General features: G+C 69.3%; 15 protein-coding genes and 1 pseudogene. 7 read left to right on the top strand and 9 right to left on the bottom strand.

Annotation, left to right across the window (positions count from 1 at the left end):
- Positions 1 to 69: 69 nt before the first annotated feature.
- Positions 70 to 477 (top strand): helix-turn-helix domain-containing protein, encoded by a 408-nt coding sequence (locus tag ABZX61_RS64010; protein ID WP_350742483.1) that lies wholly within the window; start codon positions 70 to 72, stop codon positions 475 to 477.
- 12 nt (positions 478 to 489) lie between these two features.
- On the opposite strand, the gene ABZX61_RS64005 is transcribed toward ABZX61_RS64010, so the two are convergent.
- The gene (locus tag ABZX61_RS64005) at positions 490 to 984 is read right to left on the bottom strand and encodes a MarR family transcriptional regulator (protein ID WP_350742485.1); all 495 of its coding nucleotides are present in this window, start codon (positions 982 to 984) and stop codon (positions 490 to 492) included.
- 77 nt (positions 985 to 1061) lie between these two features.
- Between ABZX61_RS64005 and ABZX61_RS64000 the strand changes: the two genes are divergently transcribed.
- A complete protein-coding gene (locus ABZX61_RS64000; protein ID WP_355212697.1) occupies positions 1062 to 1889 on the top strand; it encodes an aldo/keto reductase in 828 nt (275 codons plus the stop codon).
- Positions 1890 to 1892: 3 nt separating this feature from the next.
- Here the strand turns inward: ABZX61_RS64000 and ABZX61_RS63995 are convergent, their stop codons facing one another.
- On the bottom strand, positions 1893 to 2333 hold the full coding sequence (locus tag ABZX61_RS63995; RefSeq protein WP_355212695.1) for an Lrp/AsnC family transcriptional regulator: 441 nt from the start codon (positions 2331 to 2333) through the stop codon (positions 1893 to 1895).
- Between the two features lie 79 nt (positions 2334 to 2412).
- On the opposite strand from ABZX61_RS63995, the gene ABZX61_RS63990 reads away from it, so the two are divergent.
- Positions 2413 to 3156 (top strand): AzlC family ABC transporter permease, encoded by a 744-nt coding sequence (locus ABZX61_RS63990; RefSeq protein WP_355212692.1) that lies wholly within the window; start codon positions 2413 to 2415, stop codon positions 3154 to 3156.
- The gene (locus ABZX61_RS63985; protein WP_350742493.1) at positions 3149 to 3475 is read left to right on the top strand and encodes an AzlD domain-containing protein; all 327 of its coding nucleotides are present in this window, start codon (positions 3149 to 3151) and stop codon (positions 3473 to 3475) included. Before ABZX61_RS63990 ends, ABZX61_RS63985 begins: the two co-directional genes overlap by 8 nt.
- A 30-nt stretch (positions 3476 to 3505) precedes the next feature.
- On the opposite strand, the gene ABZX61_RS63980 is transcribed toward ABZX61_RS63985, so the two are convergent.
- The 4 genes from ABZX61_RS63980 to ABZX61_RS63965 form a co-directional block, all read right to left on the bottom strand.
- On the bottom strand, positions 3506 to 4117 hold the full coding sequence (locus ABZX61_RS63980; RefSeq protein ID WP_355212689.1) for a TetR family transcriptional regulator: 612 nt from the start codon (positions 4115 to 4117) through the stop codon (positions 3506 to 3508).
- A complete protein-coding gene (locus ABZX61_RS63975) occupies positions 4114 to 4545 on the bottom strand; it encodes a hypothetical protein (RefSeq protein WP_355212686.1) in 432 nt (143 codons plus the stop codon). The genes ABZX61_RS63980 and ABZX61_RS63975 overlap by 4 nt, the downstream gene beginning before the upstream one ends.
- Positions 4546 to 4686: 141 nt before the next feature.
- Positions 4687 to 4851, bottom strand: a complete 165-nt coding sequence (locus ABZX61_RS63970; protein WP_355212684.1) for a hypothetical protein — start codon at positions 4849 to 4851, stop codon at positions 4687 to 4689.
- 191 nt (positions 4852 to 5042) lie between these two features.
- Positions 5043 to 6551, bottom strand: coding sequence for an AMP-binding protein (locus tag ABZX61_RS63965; RefSeq protein WP_355212681.1), 1509 nt, complete (start codon positions 6549 to 6551; stop codon positions 5043 to 5045).
- Between the two features lie 1455 nt (positions 6552 to 8006).
- On the opposite strand from ABZX61_RS63965, the pseudogene ABZX61_RS63960 reads away from it, so the two are divergent.
- Together ABZX61_RS63960 and ABZX61_RS63955 are read left to right on the top strand one after the other, a co-directional pair.
- Positions 8007 to 8444, top strand: a pseudogene (locus tag ABZX61_RS63960) (AAA family ATPase); the annotation flags it as partial.
- 66 nt (positions 8445 to 8510) lie between these two features.
- Entirely contained in the window at positions 8511 to 10850 is a 2340-nt protein-coding gene (locus ABZX61_RS63955) for a LuxR C-terminal-related transcriptional regulator (RefSeq protein WP_355212733.1), read from the top strand.
- A 9-nt stretch (positions 10851 to 10859) separates the two neighbouring features.
- Here ABZX61_RS63955 and ABZX61_RS63950 read toward each other — a convergent pair whose 3' ends face one another.
- Together ABZX61_RS63950 and ABZX61_RS63945 are read right to left on the bottom strand one after the other, a co-directional pair.
- Positions 10860 to 11699, bottom strand: coding sequence for a class I SAM-dependent methyltransferase (locus ABZX61_RS63950; RefSeq protein ID WP_350742502.1), 840 nt, complete (start codon positions 11697 to 11699; stop codon positions 10860 to 10862).
- Positions 11700 to 11926: 227 nt separating this feature from the next.
- The gene (locus ABZX61_RS63945; RefSeq protein WP_355212678.1) at positions 11927 to 13447 is read right to left on the bottom strand and encodes an MFS transporter; all 1521 of its coding nucleotides are present in this window, start codon (positions 13445 to 13447) and stop codon (positions 11927 to 11929) included.
- Between the two features lie 290 nt (positions 13448 to 13737).
- Between ABZX61_RS63945 and ABZX61_RS63940 the strand changes: the two genes are divergently transcribed.
- A complete protein-coding gene (locus ABZX61_RS63940; RefSeq protein ID WP_355212676.1) occupies positions 13738 to 14643 on the top strand; it encodes a TetR/AcrR family transcriptional regulator C-terminal domain-containing protein in 906 nt (301 codons plus the stop codon).
- Between the two features lie 34 nt (positions 14644 to 14677).
- On the opposite strand, the gene ABZX61_RS63935 is transcribed toward ABZX61_RS63940, so the two are convergent.
- A partial coding sequence (locus tag ABZX61_RS63935; RefSeq protein ID WP_355212673.1) for a thioesterase domain-containing protein occupies positions 14678 to 16006 on the bottom strand: 1329 nt, incomplete at its 5' end.

The raw sequence follows: 16006 nt of genomic DNA, 5'->3' as shown, positions 1-16006 counted from the left end.
ATCTTGCGTGACCATGGGGAAGCAATGGAAGACGGCACTTCAAAGGCACTCGGTTACTGCACGGGAACCATGGACGACCAGGTCGTCCAGTGGGACACCCGGGCCGACTGCGACGTGCGGAAGATCCTCGACCGCGTCGCCGACAAGTGGTCGCTGCTGGTCATCGCCCTGCTCGACCGCCGTACGATGCGCTTCTCCGAGCTGCGCCGTGCCATCGACGGGGTCAGCCAGCGCATGCTCACCGTGACGCTGCGCCAGCTGGAGCGCGACGGGCTCGTGACCCGCACCGTCTATCCGGTGGTGCCGCCGCGGGTGGAGTACGAGCTGACCGCGCTCGGCTTCTCGCTGCACGAGGTGATCAAGTCGCTGGTCGTCTGGACCGAGGAGCACCAGCGGGAGATCTCCGACGCCCGCACCGCGTACGACGACCGGACCGCCGAGGAGGAGCGCCTGCTCCAAGCCCCCGCAGCGCGCTGATCCCTCGCTGATTCACGCCTCGGGGCCGAAGACCCCGGGATACGCCCCGCCCGGCTCGGGATCGAGCCCCTTCCACAGCGCCCGCAGGATGCCGTGCAGCTGGGCCACCTGCTCGCCGGTGAGCGGGTCGAACAAGCGCCTGCGCACCTCCTCCACGTGCGCGGGCGCCGCCTGCGCGAGTGCGGCGAAGCCGTCGTCGGTCAGCTCGGCCATGGTCACCCGCCGGTTGTCGGGGTGCGGCGACCGCCGCACCCAGCCGCGCTCCTCCAGCCGCGCCACCGCGTGGGACAGGCGGCTGAGCGAGGAGTAGACCTGCGCGGCCAGGTCGGTCATCGACATGCGCCGCTCGGGGACCTCCGAGAGCGTCGCCAGGATCATGTAGTACGTGTACGGCATCCCGGCGTCGTGTTGCAGCTGCCGGTCGAGGGCGTCGCCGAGCAACCGGGTCGTCCACAGATATGCCCGCCAGGTCCGCTGCTCGTCGTCGTCGAGCCACCGTGCTTCCACGCCGCCCATCCTAGCTTGAACTCTCAACCTTTGAGGTGTAGCGTCCACACTTGAACGCTCAACCTTAGGGAGAAATCATGAAAATTGGCGACTTGGAAGTGGGCAGCATCGGTTTCGGCGCCATGCGGCTGTCGGCCGACGGCACGATCTGGGAGGCACCCGCCGACCGGCAGGGCCCCCTGGCCGTCCTGCGCCGCGCGGTCGAGCTCGGCGTACGGCACATCGACACCTCCGACGCCTACGCGCTGGGCGCGAACGAGGAACTCATCGCCGAAGCCCTCCACCCCTACGCCGACGACGTCGTGATCGCCACCAAGGGCGGCGTGACCCGGCCGAGCGTCGAGGAGTGGATCCCGCTGGGGCGCCCCGAGTACCTGCGCCAGCAGGCCGAGCTGAGCCTGCGCCGCCTGCGCCGCGACGTGATCGACCTGTACTACCTGCACCGCGTCGACCCTCAGGTCCCGCTCGCCGACCAGGTCGGCGCCCTGGCGCAACTGCGGGAGGAGGGCAAGATCCGCCAGATCGGCCTGTCTGAGGTGACGGTGGACCAGCTGGAGGAGGCACGCGGGATCGCCCCCGTCGCCGCCGTCCAGAACCTCTACAACCTCACCGACCGCACCCACGAGAAGGTCGTGGACTTCGCCGGCGAGCACGGGATCGCGTTCGTCCCGTTCTTCCCGATCGCCGTCGGCGACCACGCCAAGGCCGGCGGCCCCGTGGCCACCGTGGCGGCCGAGATCGGGGCGTCTCCGGCCCAGACCGCCCTGGCCTGGCTGCTGCGCCGCTCGCCGGCCATGTTCCCCATCCCCGGCACGACCTCCGTGGCGCACCTGGAGGAGAACGTCGCGGCGGCGGGTCTCACGCTGACCGACGAGCAGTTCGCCCGGCTGGACCAGGTGTCCTAGAGGCTAGGGGGCCGGTTTGACGTTCTTCATCGTGAAGTGCGAGGTGACGTTCCTGATCCGCGGGATGGTCATGACGTACGTGCTGAGGAAGGTCTCGTAGGCGGCCAGGTCGGCGACGGCCACGCGGACGAAGTAGTCGGGGCTGCCGAACAGCCGCCGCAGCTCGACGACCTCCGCGGCCCGCGCCAGGGTCTGCTCGAAGCGCTCGACGGTCTCCGCGTCCTGGGCGTCGAGGGTGAGGTCGACCAGGACCTCGAACGACCGGCCCACGGCGGCGGGATCGATGACCGCCCGGTAACCGCGGATGACGCCCTCGGCCTCCAGCCGCTGGACGCGCCGCAGGCACGGGCCGGGGGTGAGCCCGACCCGCTGGGCCAGCTCCACGTTCGTCAGCCGCCCGTCCCGTTCCAGCTCGGCGATGATTGCTCGGTCGGTCGCATCCATGAGAGAAGATTGCACTGTCAGGGCCTCTGGGAGCAATGTTCGCAACCACATGTCGCGTGTTCTGCGAGACCATGGAGGGGTGCAAGATGTGCTTTCGTCCCAGATAACCGCTCCACCCCCGACCACCCGGAAGGAGCAGATCATCGCGGGGGTACGCGACTCCTTCTCCGCGGGGCTGGGGATCTTCCCGCTGGGGATCGCCCTCGGCCTGCTGGTCGTCCAGGCCGGCCTTTCCTGGTGGCTGGCCCCCGCCCTGTCGTTGGCCGCGTTCGCCGGATCGCTCGAACTGCTGCTGGTGGGCATGATGGCGAGCGTCACGCCGCTCGCCGCCGTCGCGCTGACCGTCCTGGTGGTCAACTTCCGGCACGTCTTCTACGCCTTCTCCTTCCCGCTCCACCTGGTCAGGAACCGGCTGGCCAAGGCGTACGCCGTCTACGCGATGATCGACGAGGCCTACGCCGTCAACGCCTCGCTGCCCGTGGCGGAGCGCTCGGCGCCCCGGCTGCTGGCGATGCAGCTCGCCTGCCAGACCTACTGGGTCGGCGGCGGCCTGGTCGGCGTGGCCGTCGGAGCGGCTCTGCCCGCGCCGATCAAGGGCCTGGAGTTCGCCCTGTGCGCCCTGTTCACCGTGCTCACTCTGGACGCGTTCCGCTCCCGCCGGGAGATCCCCTCGGTGCTGCTGGCGGGGGCGAGCGTGGCCGTCGCGCTCGTCCTCACCCCGGGGGTCGCCATGTTCACCGCGCTGCTGCTGTTCGTGGCGCTGCTGCTGGTCCGGCACGCGCTCACCGCCCGCCGATCCGCCCCGGAGGCCGCCGATGCCTAGCACCGCCTACCTCGTCGCCGTCCTCGCGATCGTCTTCGCCATCACCCTCGCGCTGCGCGCCGTCCCCTTCGCGGTGCTGCGCACGCTGCGCGGCTCGGCGATCGTGCGGCAACTCTCGGTGTGGATGCCGGTCGGCATCCTCGCCATCCTCGCCGTGACCGCCCTGCACGGCACCATCGCCGCTGAGCCGCGCGCGACGCTGTACGCGCTGCTCGCGGTCGCCGTCACGGCGGGCGTCCATCTCGCGTTCGGCCGCCGGACGATCCTGAGCGTCGGGATCGGCACCGCGGCCTACGTCGTCCTCGTCAACGCCTTCTGAATCAGAGGGCGTCGAGCGCGCCCAAGGTCCTTACTGGGGACGGAGCCGCTGCCCGAAGCCCGTGACGATGGCGTCCAGCCCCGTGGTGAACCACCGTTCGTAGAAGTCGAGTGCGGCGGGGCCGGGCGGAGGAGCGGGCGCGTCGGAGCCGGGCGGCGTGCCCACCTGGGCGAGGGCGTGGCCGAGCACGTAGACGCCGACGGACTGGATGACGATCAGGGACTCGTCCTGCTCGATGCCGGCGGCGGTGAAGCGGTCGAGCACACCCGCCAGCAGCGGCAGGGAGCTTTCGACGTCGACCGGGTAGGTGGCCAGCAGCGGCACGGCGTGCGGGTGGTCGAGCAGCATGCGCCGGTACGCCACGGCGAACCGCGTCACCGCATCCGTCCACGTCGGGCCGGGCTCGAACCCGGCGAGCGCGGTGGCGAACAGGCGATTGACGATCGCGGCCAGAATGGCGTCGCGATTGGGCACATGCCGATACAGCGACATCGCGGCCACCCCGAGGCGGGCGCCGATGCCCCGCATGGTCACCGCGTCCAGGCCCTCCTCGTCGAGGAGGGCGATGGCCGCGGTGACGATCTGCTCGGTGGTCAGCTGGGGCGGCCGCCCGCCCCGGCCGCGTGGTGGCTTGGTGCTCATGTGGCCAGTGTGACAGCCAGCGTGGTGCCGAGCATGACCAGACTGAGCAGTCCGACGATCATGTGCTGGACGTCGGGGACGACCGCGTGCCCGTCCGCAGGCAGGATCTTGAGGGTGCGGGCGTAGTCGCGCTCGTAGACCTGCCGCTGGGCTTCGGAGCTCAGCCCGAAGTACGGCAGCCACCAATTGGCCAGGTGCCCGGCCAGGATCAGCCCGCATAACGCCGACGCGGCGATCAGCGACCATGGCTGGCGCAGGGCGATGCCGGCGGCGATGAGCAGCGGGAACGGGTAGTTGATCGACGCGGCGAGCAGCCGTGGCCGCAGGTTGCCGGGCTTCAGGTCGTTGAGCGGGAACATCGGCACCCACTCGGTCAGGGCCAGCCAGGCCAGCCAGAGGAGAGGGAGTGCGATGGCGATCGTGGTCACGGAGACCTCCCGGGCCGGAGTTTGTGTACCACGTAAGCTTACGTCGTACACAAACTCCGCGCAACCCGGGGCCGGAGAACGGGATCGCCCCGCGAGGAGCGGCCTCGCGGGGCGACGGATGCCGGTGCGGCGACAGACCTCCTACCCGTCGTCGTCATCCGGAGGGACCGGGGCGGGCGGGATCGCGGCCGGGGCCTGCGCCACCGTGGCGGCGGCGGCCGTACCGGTCGATGGGGCGGAGAGCGAGACCGAACCGATGAGCGCGGACGCCACCAGGGTGGCGGCGACGAGCAGGCGTTCGAGCATCAGAGATCACTCCGTGAGGTGATGAGCGCCCAGCGGATGCGGGCTGACGGAGCGTCGACATGGGGCTCCCGGGAAGCGCCAGTACGGCGCATGAAGCACTTCTCACGCTAGCGGGAGCGGCCCGCGGCGTCTCCCGGCGGGAGGCAAAGCCTTCCCCAGGCCCGAGCCCGCCCCGGTCCCCCGAGGACACCTCAGGGTGTCTCCTCAAGGAACCGTACGAGGTCCTTGCGCTCGTTCTTGCCGTTGAGGGTGAGAGGGAAGAAGGGCAGGACGCGGCAGATCGCGGGCACCTTCGCGGCCTCCAGGCGGTGCGCCAGCTCGCGCAGGACGACGTGGGGGGCGAGGTCGCCCTCGACGATGATCGCGAGATCGTGCCGTTCGCCGGGAGGCACCACCGCGGCGGCCCGGACGCCCGGGATGTCCATCGCGGCGGCCTCGATCTCGATGGTGCTCATCCGGGTGCCCTTGCGCTTGAACATGTCGTCGCGCCGGCCCTCGAAGTAGAGGTAGCCGTCCTCGTCGAGGAAACCGTAGTCGCCGGTGTGCAGGCGGGTCTCGCCGGTGGCCGCGTCGCGGCGGTAGACGCGGGCGGTCAGTTCGGGGGCGCGCCAGTATCCCGCCATCACGTTGGGCCCGGCCACCACGATCTCCCCGGTCTCACCGGCGGGCAGCGACGTGCCGTCGTCGCCGAGGATCAGCACGCGGGTGCCGGGCAGGGGGCGGCCGACCGAGTCGGGACGTTCCCGCTCCAGCTCCGGTTCCATGATGGTGACCCGTTTGCACTCGGTGACCCCGTACATCCGCACCACCCGGGCGCCGGGGAAGCACTCGCGCAGGCCCTCGATGGTCGAGGCCGGCAGCGCGGCGCCGGTGCTGGTGAACATCCGCACGGTGGGCACGGAGCCGGGGGCCCGCCTGCCCAGGGTCGTGAGCATGGCGCCCAGCGAGGGCACCATCGGCACGACGGTCGCGCCGCACCCCTGCAACTGGCTCAGCAGCGCCAGGTCGGACCCTTCACCCGCCAGCACCAGCTCCGCGTGGCCGAGTGCGGACAGGAAGATCTGGTAGAGGCCGTAGTCGAAGGACATCGGCGACCGGCAGAAGACGACGTCCCCAGGACGGTAGCCGAGCACGGCGTTGATGGCCGACGCCGCGAACGTCACCTGCGCGTGCGGGCCCACCACCGCCTTGGGCGCCGCCGTGCTGCCGGAGGTGTACATCAGGACCGCGACGTCCTGCGGCCGGACCTCGGCCGGACCGCCCGGGACGGGGCGTCCGGCGAACGCCTCCACTTCCCTCCAGAGCTCGTCGATCCCGTGGACGGGCACGTGGGCGGTCTCCCGCAGTGCCTCGCCGGCCCCGATGACCAGCTTGGGCTCGGAGTCCTCCATGACGGACCGCAGGTGGTACGCCTTCATCCCGGGGTTCAGGGGCACGAAGACGACACCGTGCCGCGACGCGCCGTAGAGGATGGGGACGGTCTCGCGCAGGTTGGGCAGCTGCACGATGATCCGGTCGCCGGGTTCGACGCCCGTGGCCGCCAGCCAGGCGGCGAAAGCGCGGCTGAGCTCGACGACCCGCCGATAGCTCCAGCCGCCGCGGGCGTCGCGCACCGCGATCCCGTCCGGATTCATGGCGGCCGCCTCGTCCAGCAGTTCGTGGATGAGCCGCGGCCGCGGAGAATACGCCGTGGAAATCAACCCGTTCAATATGTGCCTCCAGCCCCGAGCCGGGGAAAGGAATTCTCCGGCAGCCGGGACGCATGCGCGTGCAACCGGAAGCCGGCCAGGCCGATTCCGAAGCTACGCTCGGGCCCCGGCGAGCTGACCCCCTATGCCACCCCTATCTAGGGGTCCTGGGGCCGCGTAGGCCCCCAGCAGCGGCGGATCCCGCCGGCCCTCCCGGCCCGCGACCAGGACGGCCAACTCACGCCATAGATGATCTTGGAATTCTGTGCAATGTTCACAACCTCGGGGGCAGGAGGACTGTTCACCTGCGAGGGTTTCCGGAGATTCCAGATGCGACAACGTCGCAAGAGGAGCGGTTGCGGCGGATTACCGCCGTCCTATTTGGTACGTTCCAGAAAACGGCCGCCCGAAAAGAGATGGGCTTCATCGCCCCAGTTGAGCACCGTTGCGGCGGAGAATCATGCGGCCCTCGGTTTACGGCTATTGGCATTCCGGACTACAGTGATCCACGCCTGTCCGGTGCCGTGCCGTCAAGGCGGCCTTTCCTTGACTCGGACCGGCGTACAACATTACCGTGACGGTTTGGCGCCCGTTTGCGATTCGGTCGGGGTGCAAGGTCTGCCGGACGGTGTGTTTTCGCAGCACACCGGCTACGCAAGCCGCTGATACGCATGATGGAGACGTGGCCGCACATGTTACAGGAATTCACGGGCGCAGGCGAGAGCGCGAAAGGCGCTGTCGCACTCAATCTTTATCGGATTGTCAGTGAAATCGCGGTGAACCACGGGAAACCCGTCCCCGCGTCGCCGCCCATGTTTTCCCTGCCGGGCGGCCGCGCCGCCGGATGGCGTTCTGCCACCCGGTCGTAGCGTGGCCGCGGGTCATCGACTTCAAAGGGGGCAGGGAATCCTTTCCGTTCTCACCCATGGCGACCGCCCGCCGGTGGACGCCGTCCAGCTACCGGACCACCGCCCCGGCTCGGCCGCCGGCGGTGGCGGCCTTGTCGTGCGCGCCGTCCGCTTCCCGGAAGCGGCGGACCGCACGCCGGGCGGTGCCCGCTCCGGCGGGGGTCCGGCCGTATCCCGCGACTCGAGCGCGGGCACCACGTCGCGCCTCGGACGTCCGTCACCCGGACCCGGCGGGCGGATCCTGACAGGCTCCGCCCTGGCTTCGAGCTGCGCGAACATCGAGCCGTCCCGGTCCGGGGCCGGCTCACGCGAGGACCTGCGGTCGCGGCTCGGCAGACCGCCGTCACCCGCCGCCACGCCGAAGCACGGCCACCGTGCCGCCTCCGGGCGGCCGGCCACACCTTCACCGCCCGCGGGCGAGAGGGGCCGGGCGTCTTCCACGCCACGCCGAAAACCTCGGCTCGAACGTGACGAAGTCGGCGATCGAAGATCCCTGGACTGCTCCCGGTCCGCTTCCTGACCGAGCTTCCTCTACGACCAAACAGGTGAAGGAGAGTCGATGCAGTTCGCCGAACGCGAATCAGAAATCACCCTCCTCAATACCATGCTCGCGGAGAGTGAGCATGGTTGGGGAAGAATTGCGATGATAACCGGCCCTCCAGGGTTCGACAAGAGCCGGGTGCTGCACGCCTTCGCCGATTCGGCGGTGCGGTCGGGCGCCACTCATCTGAGCGCCATCTGCCTACGGAACGAGCAGAACATCTCACTGGGCGTCATCCACCAGGTTTCGCAGAGCCTGAGTGCCGCACTGGGTGAGATGCCCCCCGCGTTGAAACTTCTGCAGGAGGCCGTATTCAACGCGGGACCGCGCGGGATCCGGCCGGAAGACCTCAATTGGATCGGCGTCACGCACGGCCTGTGGGAGATCATCACCAACCACGCGCGGCACGGCGCGGTATTGATAACCATCGAGGACGTGCAATACGCGGATTCGGTTTCGCTGGACATTCTCCTGCATTTCATAAACCGGCTCCATTCCGCGAACGTCTTCATGGTCTTCACGGTGAACGAAGGACCGGACGGGGTGCCGCTCAGAATTCAGAGCGATCTCATGCACCATCCGCAGTGCCGCCGCATCAAGGTGGCGCCGTACTCGTCGGGCACCATTTCCCGGATCGCGCAGGTCCGCCTCGGGACCGAGCCGGACGATCCGCTGGCGGAGGCGATCCACCAGGTCAGCGGCGGAAACGCCCTCCTGGTGCGCTCGCTGATCGAGGACCGGGAGAACGCGGGCGGCGACGGGACCGGCCTGGTGATCGACGACGGCTTCTCCGGATCCGTCCGTACGCTGCTGAACCGCATCGGCAGCACCCCCCTACGGGTCCTGCGCGCCGCCGCGGTGCTGGACGCGTCGGCCTCTCCCCCGCTGCTGGCCGAGATGCTGCACATCAAGCAGCCGGCCGTGGTCCGCACCCTGGAATGGCTGGCGGAGATCGGCCTGCTGGGCATGGACGGCTTCCGCCACCCCGCCGCCAGGGAGGCCGTCCTGGACTCCATGGAACCGGACCTCCTCAAAGAGCTCTACGCACGCGCCGCCCAATTGCTGCACGCGACCGGCGTACAGCCCACCGTGATCGCCGACCACCTCGTCGCCGCCGGCGCCAAGCACGAGCCCTGGGCCCTGGACGTGCTGCGGGAGGCCGCCGACCAGGCGCTGGCCACCGACGAGTACGAGCTCGCCGTGCGGTACCTCCGGTACGCGGCGGACCTGTGCTCCGGGACGGACGAACGGATCCAGGTCACCCTGGCGCTGGCCAAGGCCACCTGGCGGATCAACCCCTCCACCGCCACCATGTACCTCCCGATGCTCGTGCAGGCCGCGCGGGACGGCCGGCTGCCCGCCAGGGACGTGCACTGGCTGCTCACGTGCATGCTCTGGCACGGCCAGTACGACGAGGCCGAGGAGATGTTCGCGCTGCTGGAGCAGGCCGAGCAGGGCGATGGCCAGGAGGCGGGCGGAGCCCACGCGTGGCGCCTCGCGGCCGACCACTGGCTGGCCAGCACCCACCCCCCGGTCCTGCACCGGTTGCGGGGGACGCACAAGCCCTCCCCCTTACGCGAGGGCAGCGAACGGCACCCGGCCCATTCGTACGCGCGGACGATCTCCGCGCTCGCCGCCAACCTGCGCGACGGCGAGACCGAGGCGGCCCTGCGGACGGCGGAGAAGGTCCTGCACTCCGTCCAGCTCGAAGGCTGCAACATCGAGCTGGTCGAGGCGGCCCTGTTCTGCTTCGTCTATTCGGACCGCACCCACGAGGCGGCCTCCCTCGTCGAGAACCTGTACGCGGTGGCGGAGCGGCGCAACTCGCCCACGTGGCTGAGCGTGCTCGCGGCCTTCCGCGCGCACATCGCCGAGCACAAGGGAGAGATGCTGGAGGCCGTCGAATGGGGCGAGCTCTCCCTGCGCACCCTGCCCCCCAGGAGCCTGGGCGTGCTCGCGGCGCTCCCGCTGGCCAGCCTCATCGAGGCCCACACCGAGATGGGCGAGTATCAGAAGGCCGAACAGTACCTCCGTCATCCCCTGCCTGAAACCGTTTACCAGACCCGGTACGGGCTGCACTACCTCTTCGCGCGGGGCCACTACAGAACGTCGGTCGGCCAGGCGCACGCGGGCCTCAGCGACTTCCTGAAGTGCGGCACGCTGATGCGGTCCTGGGAGGTCGACACGCCGCTGCTCGTCCCGTGGCGCCTCGGGGCGGCCGGGGTCTCGGTCGTGCTGAAGAACAACGCCCGCGCCCGGAAGTTCCTCGAGCTGCACCATGCCACGCCGCACGGCCACAGTCCCCGGATCCGGGGGTTCGCGCTGATGGTGCTGGCCTCGGCCGAGGAGGTCGGACGCCGGCCGCCGCTGCTGCGCAAAGCCGTCGACATGCTCCAGGACTCCGGCCACAAGATGGAGCTGGCGCACGCGCTGGCACGCCTCAGCCACTCCCTGGCCGCCCTGGGCGAGACGGACAAGGCCCGGCTCATCGGCCAGCAGGCGGACCGGGTCGGCCAGCGTTGCCATGCCGAGCCCCTGCGCAGGTCGGTGGCGAACGCGTTCGACAGCGAATTCGGCGCGATGGCCGCCGGCAACGACCAGAACGCCCTGAGCCCCGCCGAATATCGGGTCGCCTCGATGGCGGCGCTCGGCTACACGAACCGGGAGATCGCGACGAGAGCTCATATCACCATCAGTACGGTGGAGCAGCACCTCACGCGCATATATCGCAAACTCGGGGTGAACGGCCGGAACGACCTTCCGCGTCTGTTCTCGTCGAAAGAGCTCGGCACGTCGAACGGAAACGTGCTCGTCGCGGAGGATTCCCGGCACCTTCCCGGCTCGGCGTCCGTGCCCGGGTGACGGCCGGTTTCATTCATCGAGCGGGATTTCCCATTCGGGTACGTCCCGTTTGCGGACGACGACGATGGCCCAGCCGACCTCCCCCCGGTCGATGGCGGACTGCACTTCTTCGCAGGACGCGGAGAAGGCGAGCATCTTGTCCCGGGCCGCGGCGTCGGCCATCTGTTCGGCTCGCGCCCGGGCCGCCTCCGCGTTTCCCTCGAACGTCCGCCTGAGGAAGCCGGTCACATTGACCACCGAACTGATTTCGAAGCCGGCCTCCGCCAGCGCGGAATGGTATTCGAGAAGCGTGTAGCCGTCGTTCCACCCGAACTTGTCGTAGACCTCGGTCCGGGTGCGCTCGCTGATCCTCGTCCGCGGCCGGTAGAAATCACTGAAGGCGAAGATGCCGCCGCTGCGCAGCACGCGGCGGATCTCCGCATAGCTGCGCGGCATGTCCGGCGCCTTGTGCAGCGCGCCGTGGCTGACGACGTGGCTGAAACTGCCGGGCTCGTACGGAAGTCCCAGCACCGAGGCCCGCCGGAAGCCGACGTCCAGCCGTTGCCGCTGGTTGGTGCACAGATCCTGGGCGAACCTGACGTACTCCTCGCTCTCGAAGATCCCCTCGCCTCGGCAGCCGAACCACTGGGCCAGGTAGACCAGCAGGCATTCGCAGTCGTCGCCCACCTCGAGCACCGTGCTCGAACCGTCGATCCCCGCCTCGGCGGCGAGAAACGCGGCGGTCTGCTCGACGGTCGTCCGATAGTCGTCCCGGCTGTTCTCCCGGAAATCGTCAGTCGGGTAGTCGGCCGCATGTGCCACGCCATAGCCCGTCAAATTCAAAAAGGTATGACTGCTCTGGTCGTACATGTCTCCGACTTCCCTCCGACAATAAGGGTGGCCCGCGGTCGCGGCACCGCACCGGTGCCTGCCGACGCGAACGCACCGAGGATCAATCGCGTTCGTCTCGCGAAGACTCTTGCCTATACCTCGAAGAGTGCCCGGATTCTCTCATGTACTCAATGGTGCTATCCCCCCTTTTCTGGTCCGGTCTTCCGTACATCGGCCTCACCCATTTACGCCGCGCCCCGGACGCATCACGAAGGATTTTGCGCCTCGCGCAACTTGATGAACGCGAGAATCCCCATTACTAGCATGATGACCGCGCCGGCGAAAGCGGCGATCTGCATTCCGTCTACATAGGCGTCGCGGGCCACGGAGGCCAGGGCCTCGCCCACCGCCCGAGGGAGCTCGGCGGCGACCGACAGCGCGCCACCGAGGGTCTCGTGCGCCACCGCGGCGGCGTCGGGCGGGACGCCGGGCGGCAGCTGCGCGGCGAGGGTGCTGCGGTAGACGGCCACCCCGATGCTGCCGAGGATGGCGGCTCCGAGCGCCTGCCCGAACTCGGTGGAGGACTCGAACAGCCCCGAGGCGGATCCCGCCTTCTCGGGCGGCGCCGTGGCGACCACCATGGTGGAGGCCAGTGCCTGCACCGATCCGATCCCCCAGCCCAGCAGGAACAGCCCGCTGAACAGCAGCGGCAGGTTGACGTCCGTGCTCAGCTGGGAGATCAGCAGGAAGCCGATCGCCCCGAAGACCATGCCGGAGCCCATGATGGTGCCGGGCCGGAACCATTTGGTGAGCGCCGCCCCGAGCACCGAGCCGGCCGCCGAGCTGACGGCCGTCGGCACGGTCATCAGCCCGGCCACGATCGGCCGCATCCCGAGCACCGACATCAGGTATTGCGTGATGAAATAGAACGTCCCGACGAGGGCGAACACCGCGAGGGTGGCGGTGATCAGGGACACGGTGAACGCGTGCCGGCGGAAGAGCGCCAGGTCCAGCATGGGGTCGGGCAGCTTGCGCTGCCTCTGCAGGAACAGGGTCAGGAACAGCAGCCCGATCACGGCGCTGATCCACATCGTCACGGAGAAGTTCTGCTCGGCGACCATCTTCACCGCGTAGACGATCGGCAGGGCGGCGAGCAGCACGAGGACCGCGCTGAGGATGTCGAACTTCCCGGGGTTGGGGTCGCGGTATTCCGGCAGGAGCGGGCCGAGCGCGAGTAACAGGATCATGATCGGCACGCTGATCAGGAAGACCGCTCCCCACCAGAAGCTCTCCAGCAGCCACCCGCCGACGATCGGCCCGGCCACGCTGCCGAGGGTGAAGATCGCGGCCCAGATGGCGATGGCCATGTGGAGCTGGCGGCCGTCGGTGAACAGCACCCGGATGAGGGCGAGGGTCGGCGGCATCAGCGTCGCCGCCGCGGCCCCCTGCAGGCCACGCGCCACAATGAGCAGCTCGGCACTGGGCGCGTACGCCGCGATGGCCGACGTGAGGCCGAACACCACCGCGCCCACCAGGAGCAATCGCCGGCGGCCGATCCGGTCACCCAGATTGCCCATCGGAATGAGCAGCCCGGCCAGCAGGAAGGCGTAGATGTCGACGATCCACAGCTGCTGTGTGCCGCTCGGTTCCAGCTCGGCGGTCAGTGACGGGAGCGCGAAGAACAGCACCGTCACCGTGATGGAGATGAGCAGTACGGGCAGCATGAGGATCGCCAGGCCGGTCCACTCCCGCCACCCCGCTTTGGCGCCTCTTTCGGCGATATCCATTTCCACCCCTCTCATACTGTGTACGTAACATTTACAGTACACCATATGTCAGCTTGCCAAAGGGTCTTGTCAAGTAAACATTTACTGCCATGACATGCTGGCGCTCCATGTCATGGCTGCTCACGATTATCTCCTGACTGGCGCCCATTCTTGAAAGATATTTTCGTCACAACCACTCCGCCTCTTTTTTTCGTCACATCAGGCGCGTGATATAATTTCATCACAATGGAAGATCGTGATGAAATCAGGCGACCATGCTGACGTGTGTCCAGTGCGGGAAAGAGCTCACGGTGCCTCCCCGCGGGCGCAAGCCCCGCTACTGCTCGCGCTCGTGCCAGGCCCGCGCCTACCGGGCCCGCCTCGACGCGCGGACCGGCCAGGGAGCCTGGCGGGAGAAGAAGGACGAGCGGCCTTCGCCGCCCCGTCCCGCACGGCCCGTCACCGGCGGGCGCGCCGATTCCCAGCGGACCGACGCCGGCCTGTCCCGGGAGCGGATCGTGTGGAGCGCCATCCGGATCGCCAACGCCGAGGGCCTGGAGAGCATGTCGATGCGGCACGTCGCGAACGTGCTCGGCGTCAAGGTGATGTCGCTGTACAACTACATCGACGGGAAGGACGCGCTGATCGACCTCATGGTCGAGGCGGTGTTCAGCGAAAGCGGCGACACCGAACCCCACGCCTTCCGAGGCTGGCGGGCCGAGCTGGAGGCCGCGGCGCGGTGGGAGTGGGCGCTGTACTCGACGTACCCGTGGGTCCTCGAGGTCATCGCGACGGTCCAGCCGCCGCTCGTCCCCAGCCTGCTCGCCCGCTTCGAACGCGGCCTGGGCGCGTTCGACGGCCTCGGCCTGGACCCGGTCATGACCCATCGGATCTATCTGGGCGTGAGCGGCATCGCACAGGGGCTCGCCCTGCTGCGGGTGAGCGAGATCGCGTCCGAACGGCGCGGCGGCGGGATCTCGCTCAGCCAGTGGCGATCGGTGAAGGTGCCCGCGATCCTCGAGGAACTGGGCGCCGACCGCTATCCGCGGCAGGCCGCGCTGCGCAACAGCCCGGAGGTCCTCACGGACCTGGAGGAGATCTTCGAGTTCAGCCTCCAGCGCCTGCTGGACGGCATCGCCCGGTTCCTGGAGGGGGAGTCGCCCGCTCCCCCTCACCGGTGGCCCCGCTCTGGTCAGCCCTCGGCCGAGGATCACTGACAGCGCTCCCCTCGGCATGTGCGTGGTTCGCCGCTCACGCGCCGTTCGAACGCCCGCCGGACGGCTTCAGCCATTCCTCGACGGCCTTCGCGATGGACCCCGCCTCGCCCTCCAGCATCGTGAGGTGGTCGCCGCGGACCTCGCACAGGTCGTGCTTCAGGTGCCAGGACGCCCGCCAGTTGCCTTCCCTGGAGCGCTCGCCGTCGGGCCCGGAGGGCAGGGGGGTGTCCGGTCTGAGGAAGAGCACGGGGGTTTCGATGTCCTCCACCACCGTCTCCCTGAAGAGCCGGTAGTAGCGCCCCATGGCCGTCATCCTCGTGTCGCTGAAGGGCCCGTACACCTCCGCCCGGTCGAACATCCCCTCCAGCATCTGACCGCCGAGCTCGTCGATGACGTCGCTGTCCGGCAGGAACGTGTCCAGCAGGACGAGGCCGTCCGGGCGCACCCCGTTCCGCTCCAGGTACGAGACGGCCGCGTGCGCGAAGTTGCCGCCGCCGCAGTAGCCCATCACCACGAACGGGTCGTCGCCGGCCGCCTCCCGGATGGATTCCGCCCACATGCGCACCACGACGTCCGCGTTGTCCGGAAGGCTGTCGTCCGGGGCGTATCCGGGCACCTGGAGCGCGTACAGGTCGCGTACTCCCTGGAAGTGCACGGCCAGCCGGGCGAACTGGGCCGCGCCGCCCAGCGCCATCGGCGTGCTGAAGCAGAACAGCTTCGGCCGCGCCGGCCCCGAGGCCAGGGCCAGCGGCGGGTACGCGCGGTCCAGCTCGTCCAGCGTCCGGAACACCGGCCGGAGCCGCGCCGCCGCCTCCAGCAGGTCCAGCCCCTCCTGCAGCTTCCCGGCGGGAGCCGCGGCGCGCACCAGCGAGCTGAGCGATCCGCCCCCGTCCGGCTCCGCCGGACCGGAGTCCCAGCCGGCGCCGTTGTCGATCGCGATCTCGTCCGCGAGATGCCGGGCCAGCGCCGCGGCGGTGCCGTAGTCGAAGACCGCCGTCGCCGGCATCCGCACGCCGGTCGCCTTGTTCAGTACGTTGCGCAGCTCCATGGCGGTCAGCGAGTCGAAGCCCGCTTCGAGGAAGTTCTGCTCCGCCCGGATCGCCTCCGGCTCGCTGTAGCCGATCACCTTCGCCGCGCACTCGCGCACCATCAGGGTCAGCTCCTCGACCTGCGCGGCCGGCGACAGCCCGGCCAGCCGCCGCTGCACCACCGACCCGTCGGCCACGGCCTGCCCGGCGTGGGCGGTGCGGCGGGCGGGGGCCCGGACGAGCCCGCGCAGGATGGGCGGGACGCCGTCGTGGCGGTTGCTGAGGGTGTGGGTGTTGATGGGGAGGGGGAGGAGGTGGGGTTGGGGTGTGGTGAG

It is taken from the genome of Nonomuraea sp. NPDC003709 (genome assembly GCF_040610775.1).
Classification (GTDB): Bacteria; Actinomycetota; Actinomycetes; order Streptosporangiales; family Streptosporangiaceae; genus Nonomuraea; species Nonomuraea angiospora_A.
Note: the sequence above shows the minus strand (reverse complement) of the source record. Positions and strands in the feature narration are given on the sequence as shown.

Excerpts from the sequence above, each read along its gene's own strand:
- ABZX61_RS64000 (WP_355212697.1), top strand. The coding sequence starts at position 1,062 with ATGAAAATTGGCGACTTGGAAGTGGGCAGCATCGGTTTCGGCGCCATG.
- ABZX61_RS64010 (WP_350742483.1), top strand. The coding sequence starts at position 70 with ATGGACGACCAGGTCGTCCAGTGGGACACCCGGGCCGACTGCGACGTG.
- ABZX61_RS63980 (WP_355212689.1), bottom strand. The coding sequence starts at position 4,117 with ATGAGCACCAAGCCACCACGCGGCCGGGGCGGGCGGCCGCCCCAGCTG.
- ABZX61_RS63970 (WP_355212684.1), bottom strand. The coding sequence starts at position 4,851 with ATGCTCGAACGCCTGCTCGTCGCCGCCACCCTGGTGGCGTCCGCGCTC.
- ABZX61_RS63945 (WP_355212678.1), bottom strand. The coding sequence starts at position 13,447 with ATGGATATCGCCGAAAGAGGCGCCAAAGCGGGGTGGCGGGAGTGGACC.
- ABZX61_RS63985 (WP_350742493.1), top strand. The coding sequence starts at position 3,149 with ATGCCTAGCACCGCCTACCTCGTCGCCGTCCTCGCGATCGTCTTCGCC.
- ABZX61_RS63950 (WP_350742502.1), bottom strand. The coding sequence starts at position 11,699 with ATGTACGACCAGAGCAGTCATACCTTTTTGAATTTGACGGGCTATGGC.
- ABZX61_RS63995 (WP_355212695.1), bottom strand. The coding sequence starts at position 2,333 with ATGGATGCGACCGACCGAGCAATCATCGCCGAGCTGGAACGGGACGGG.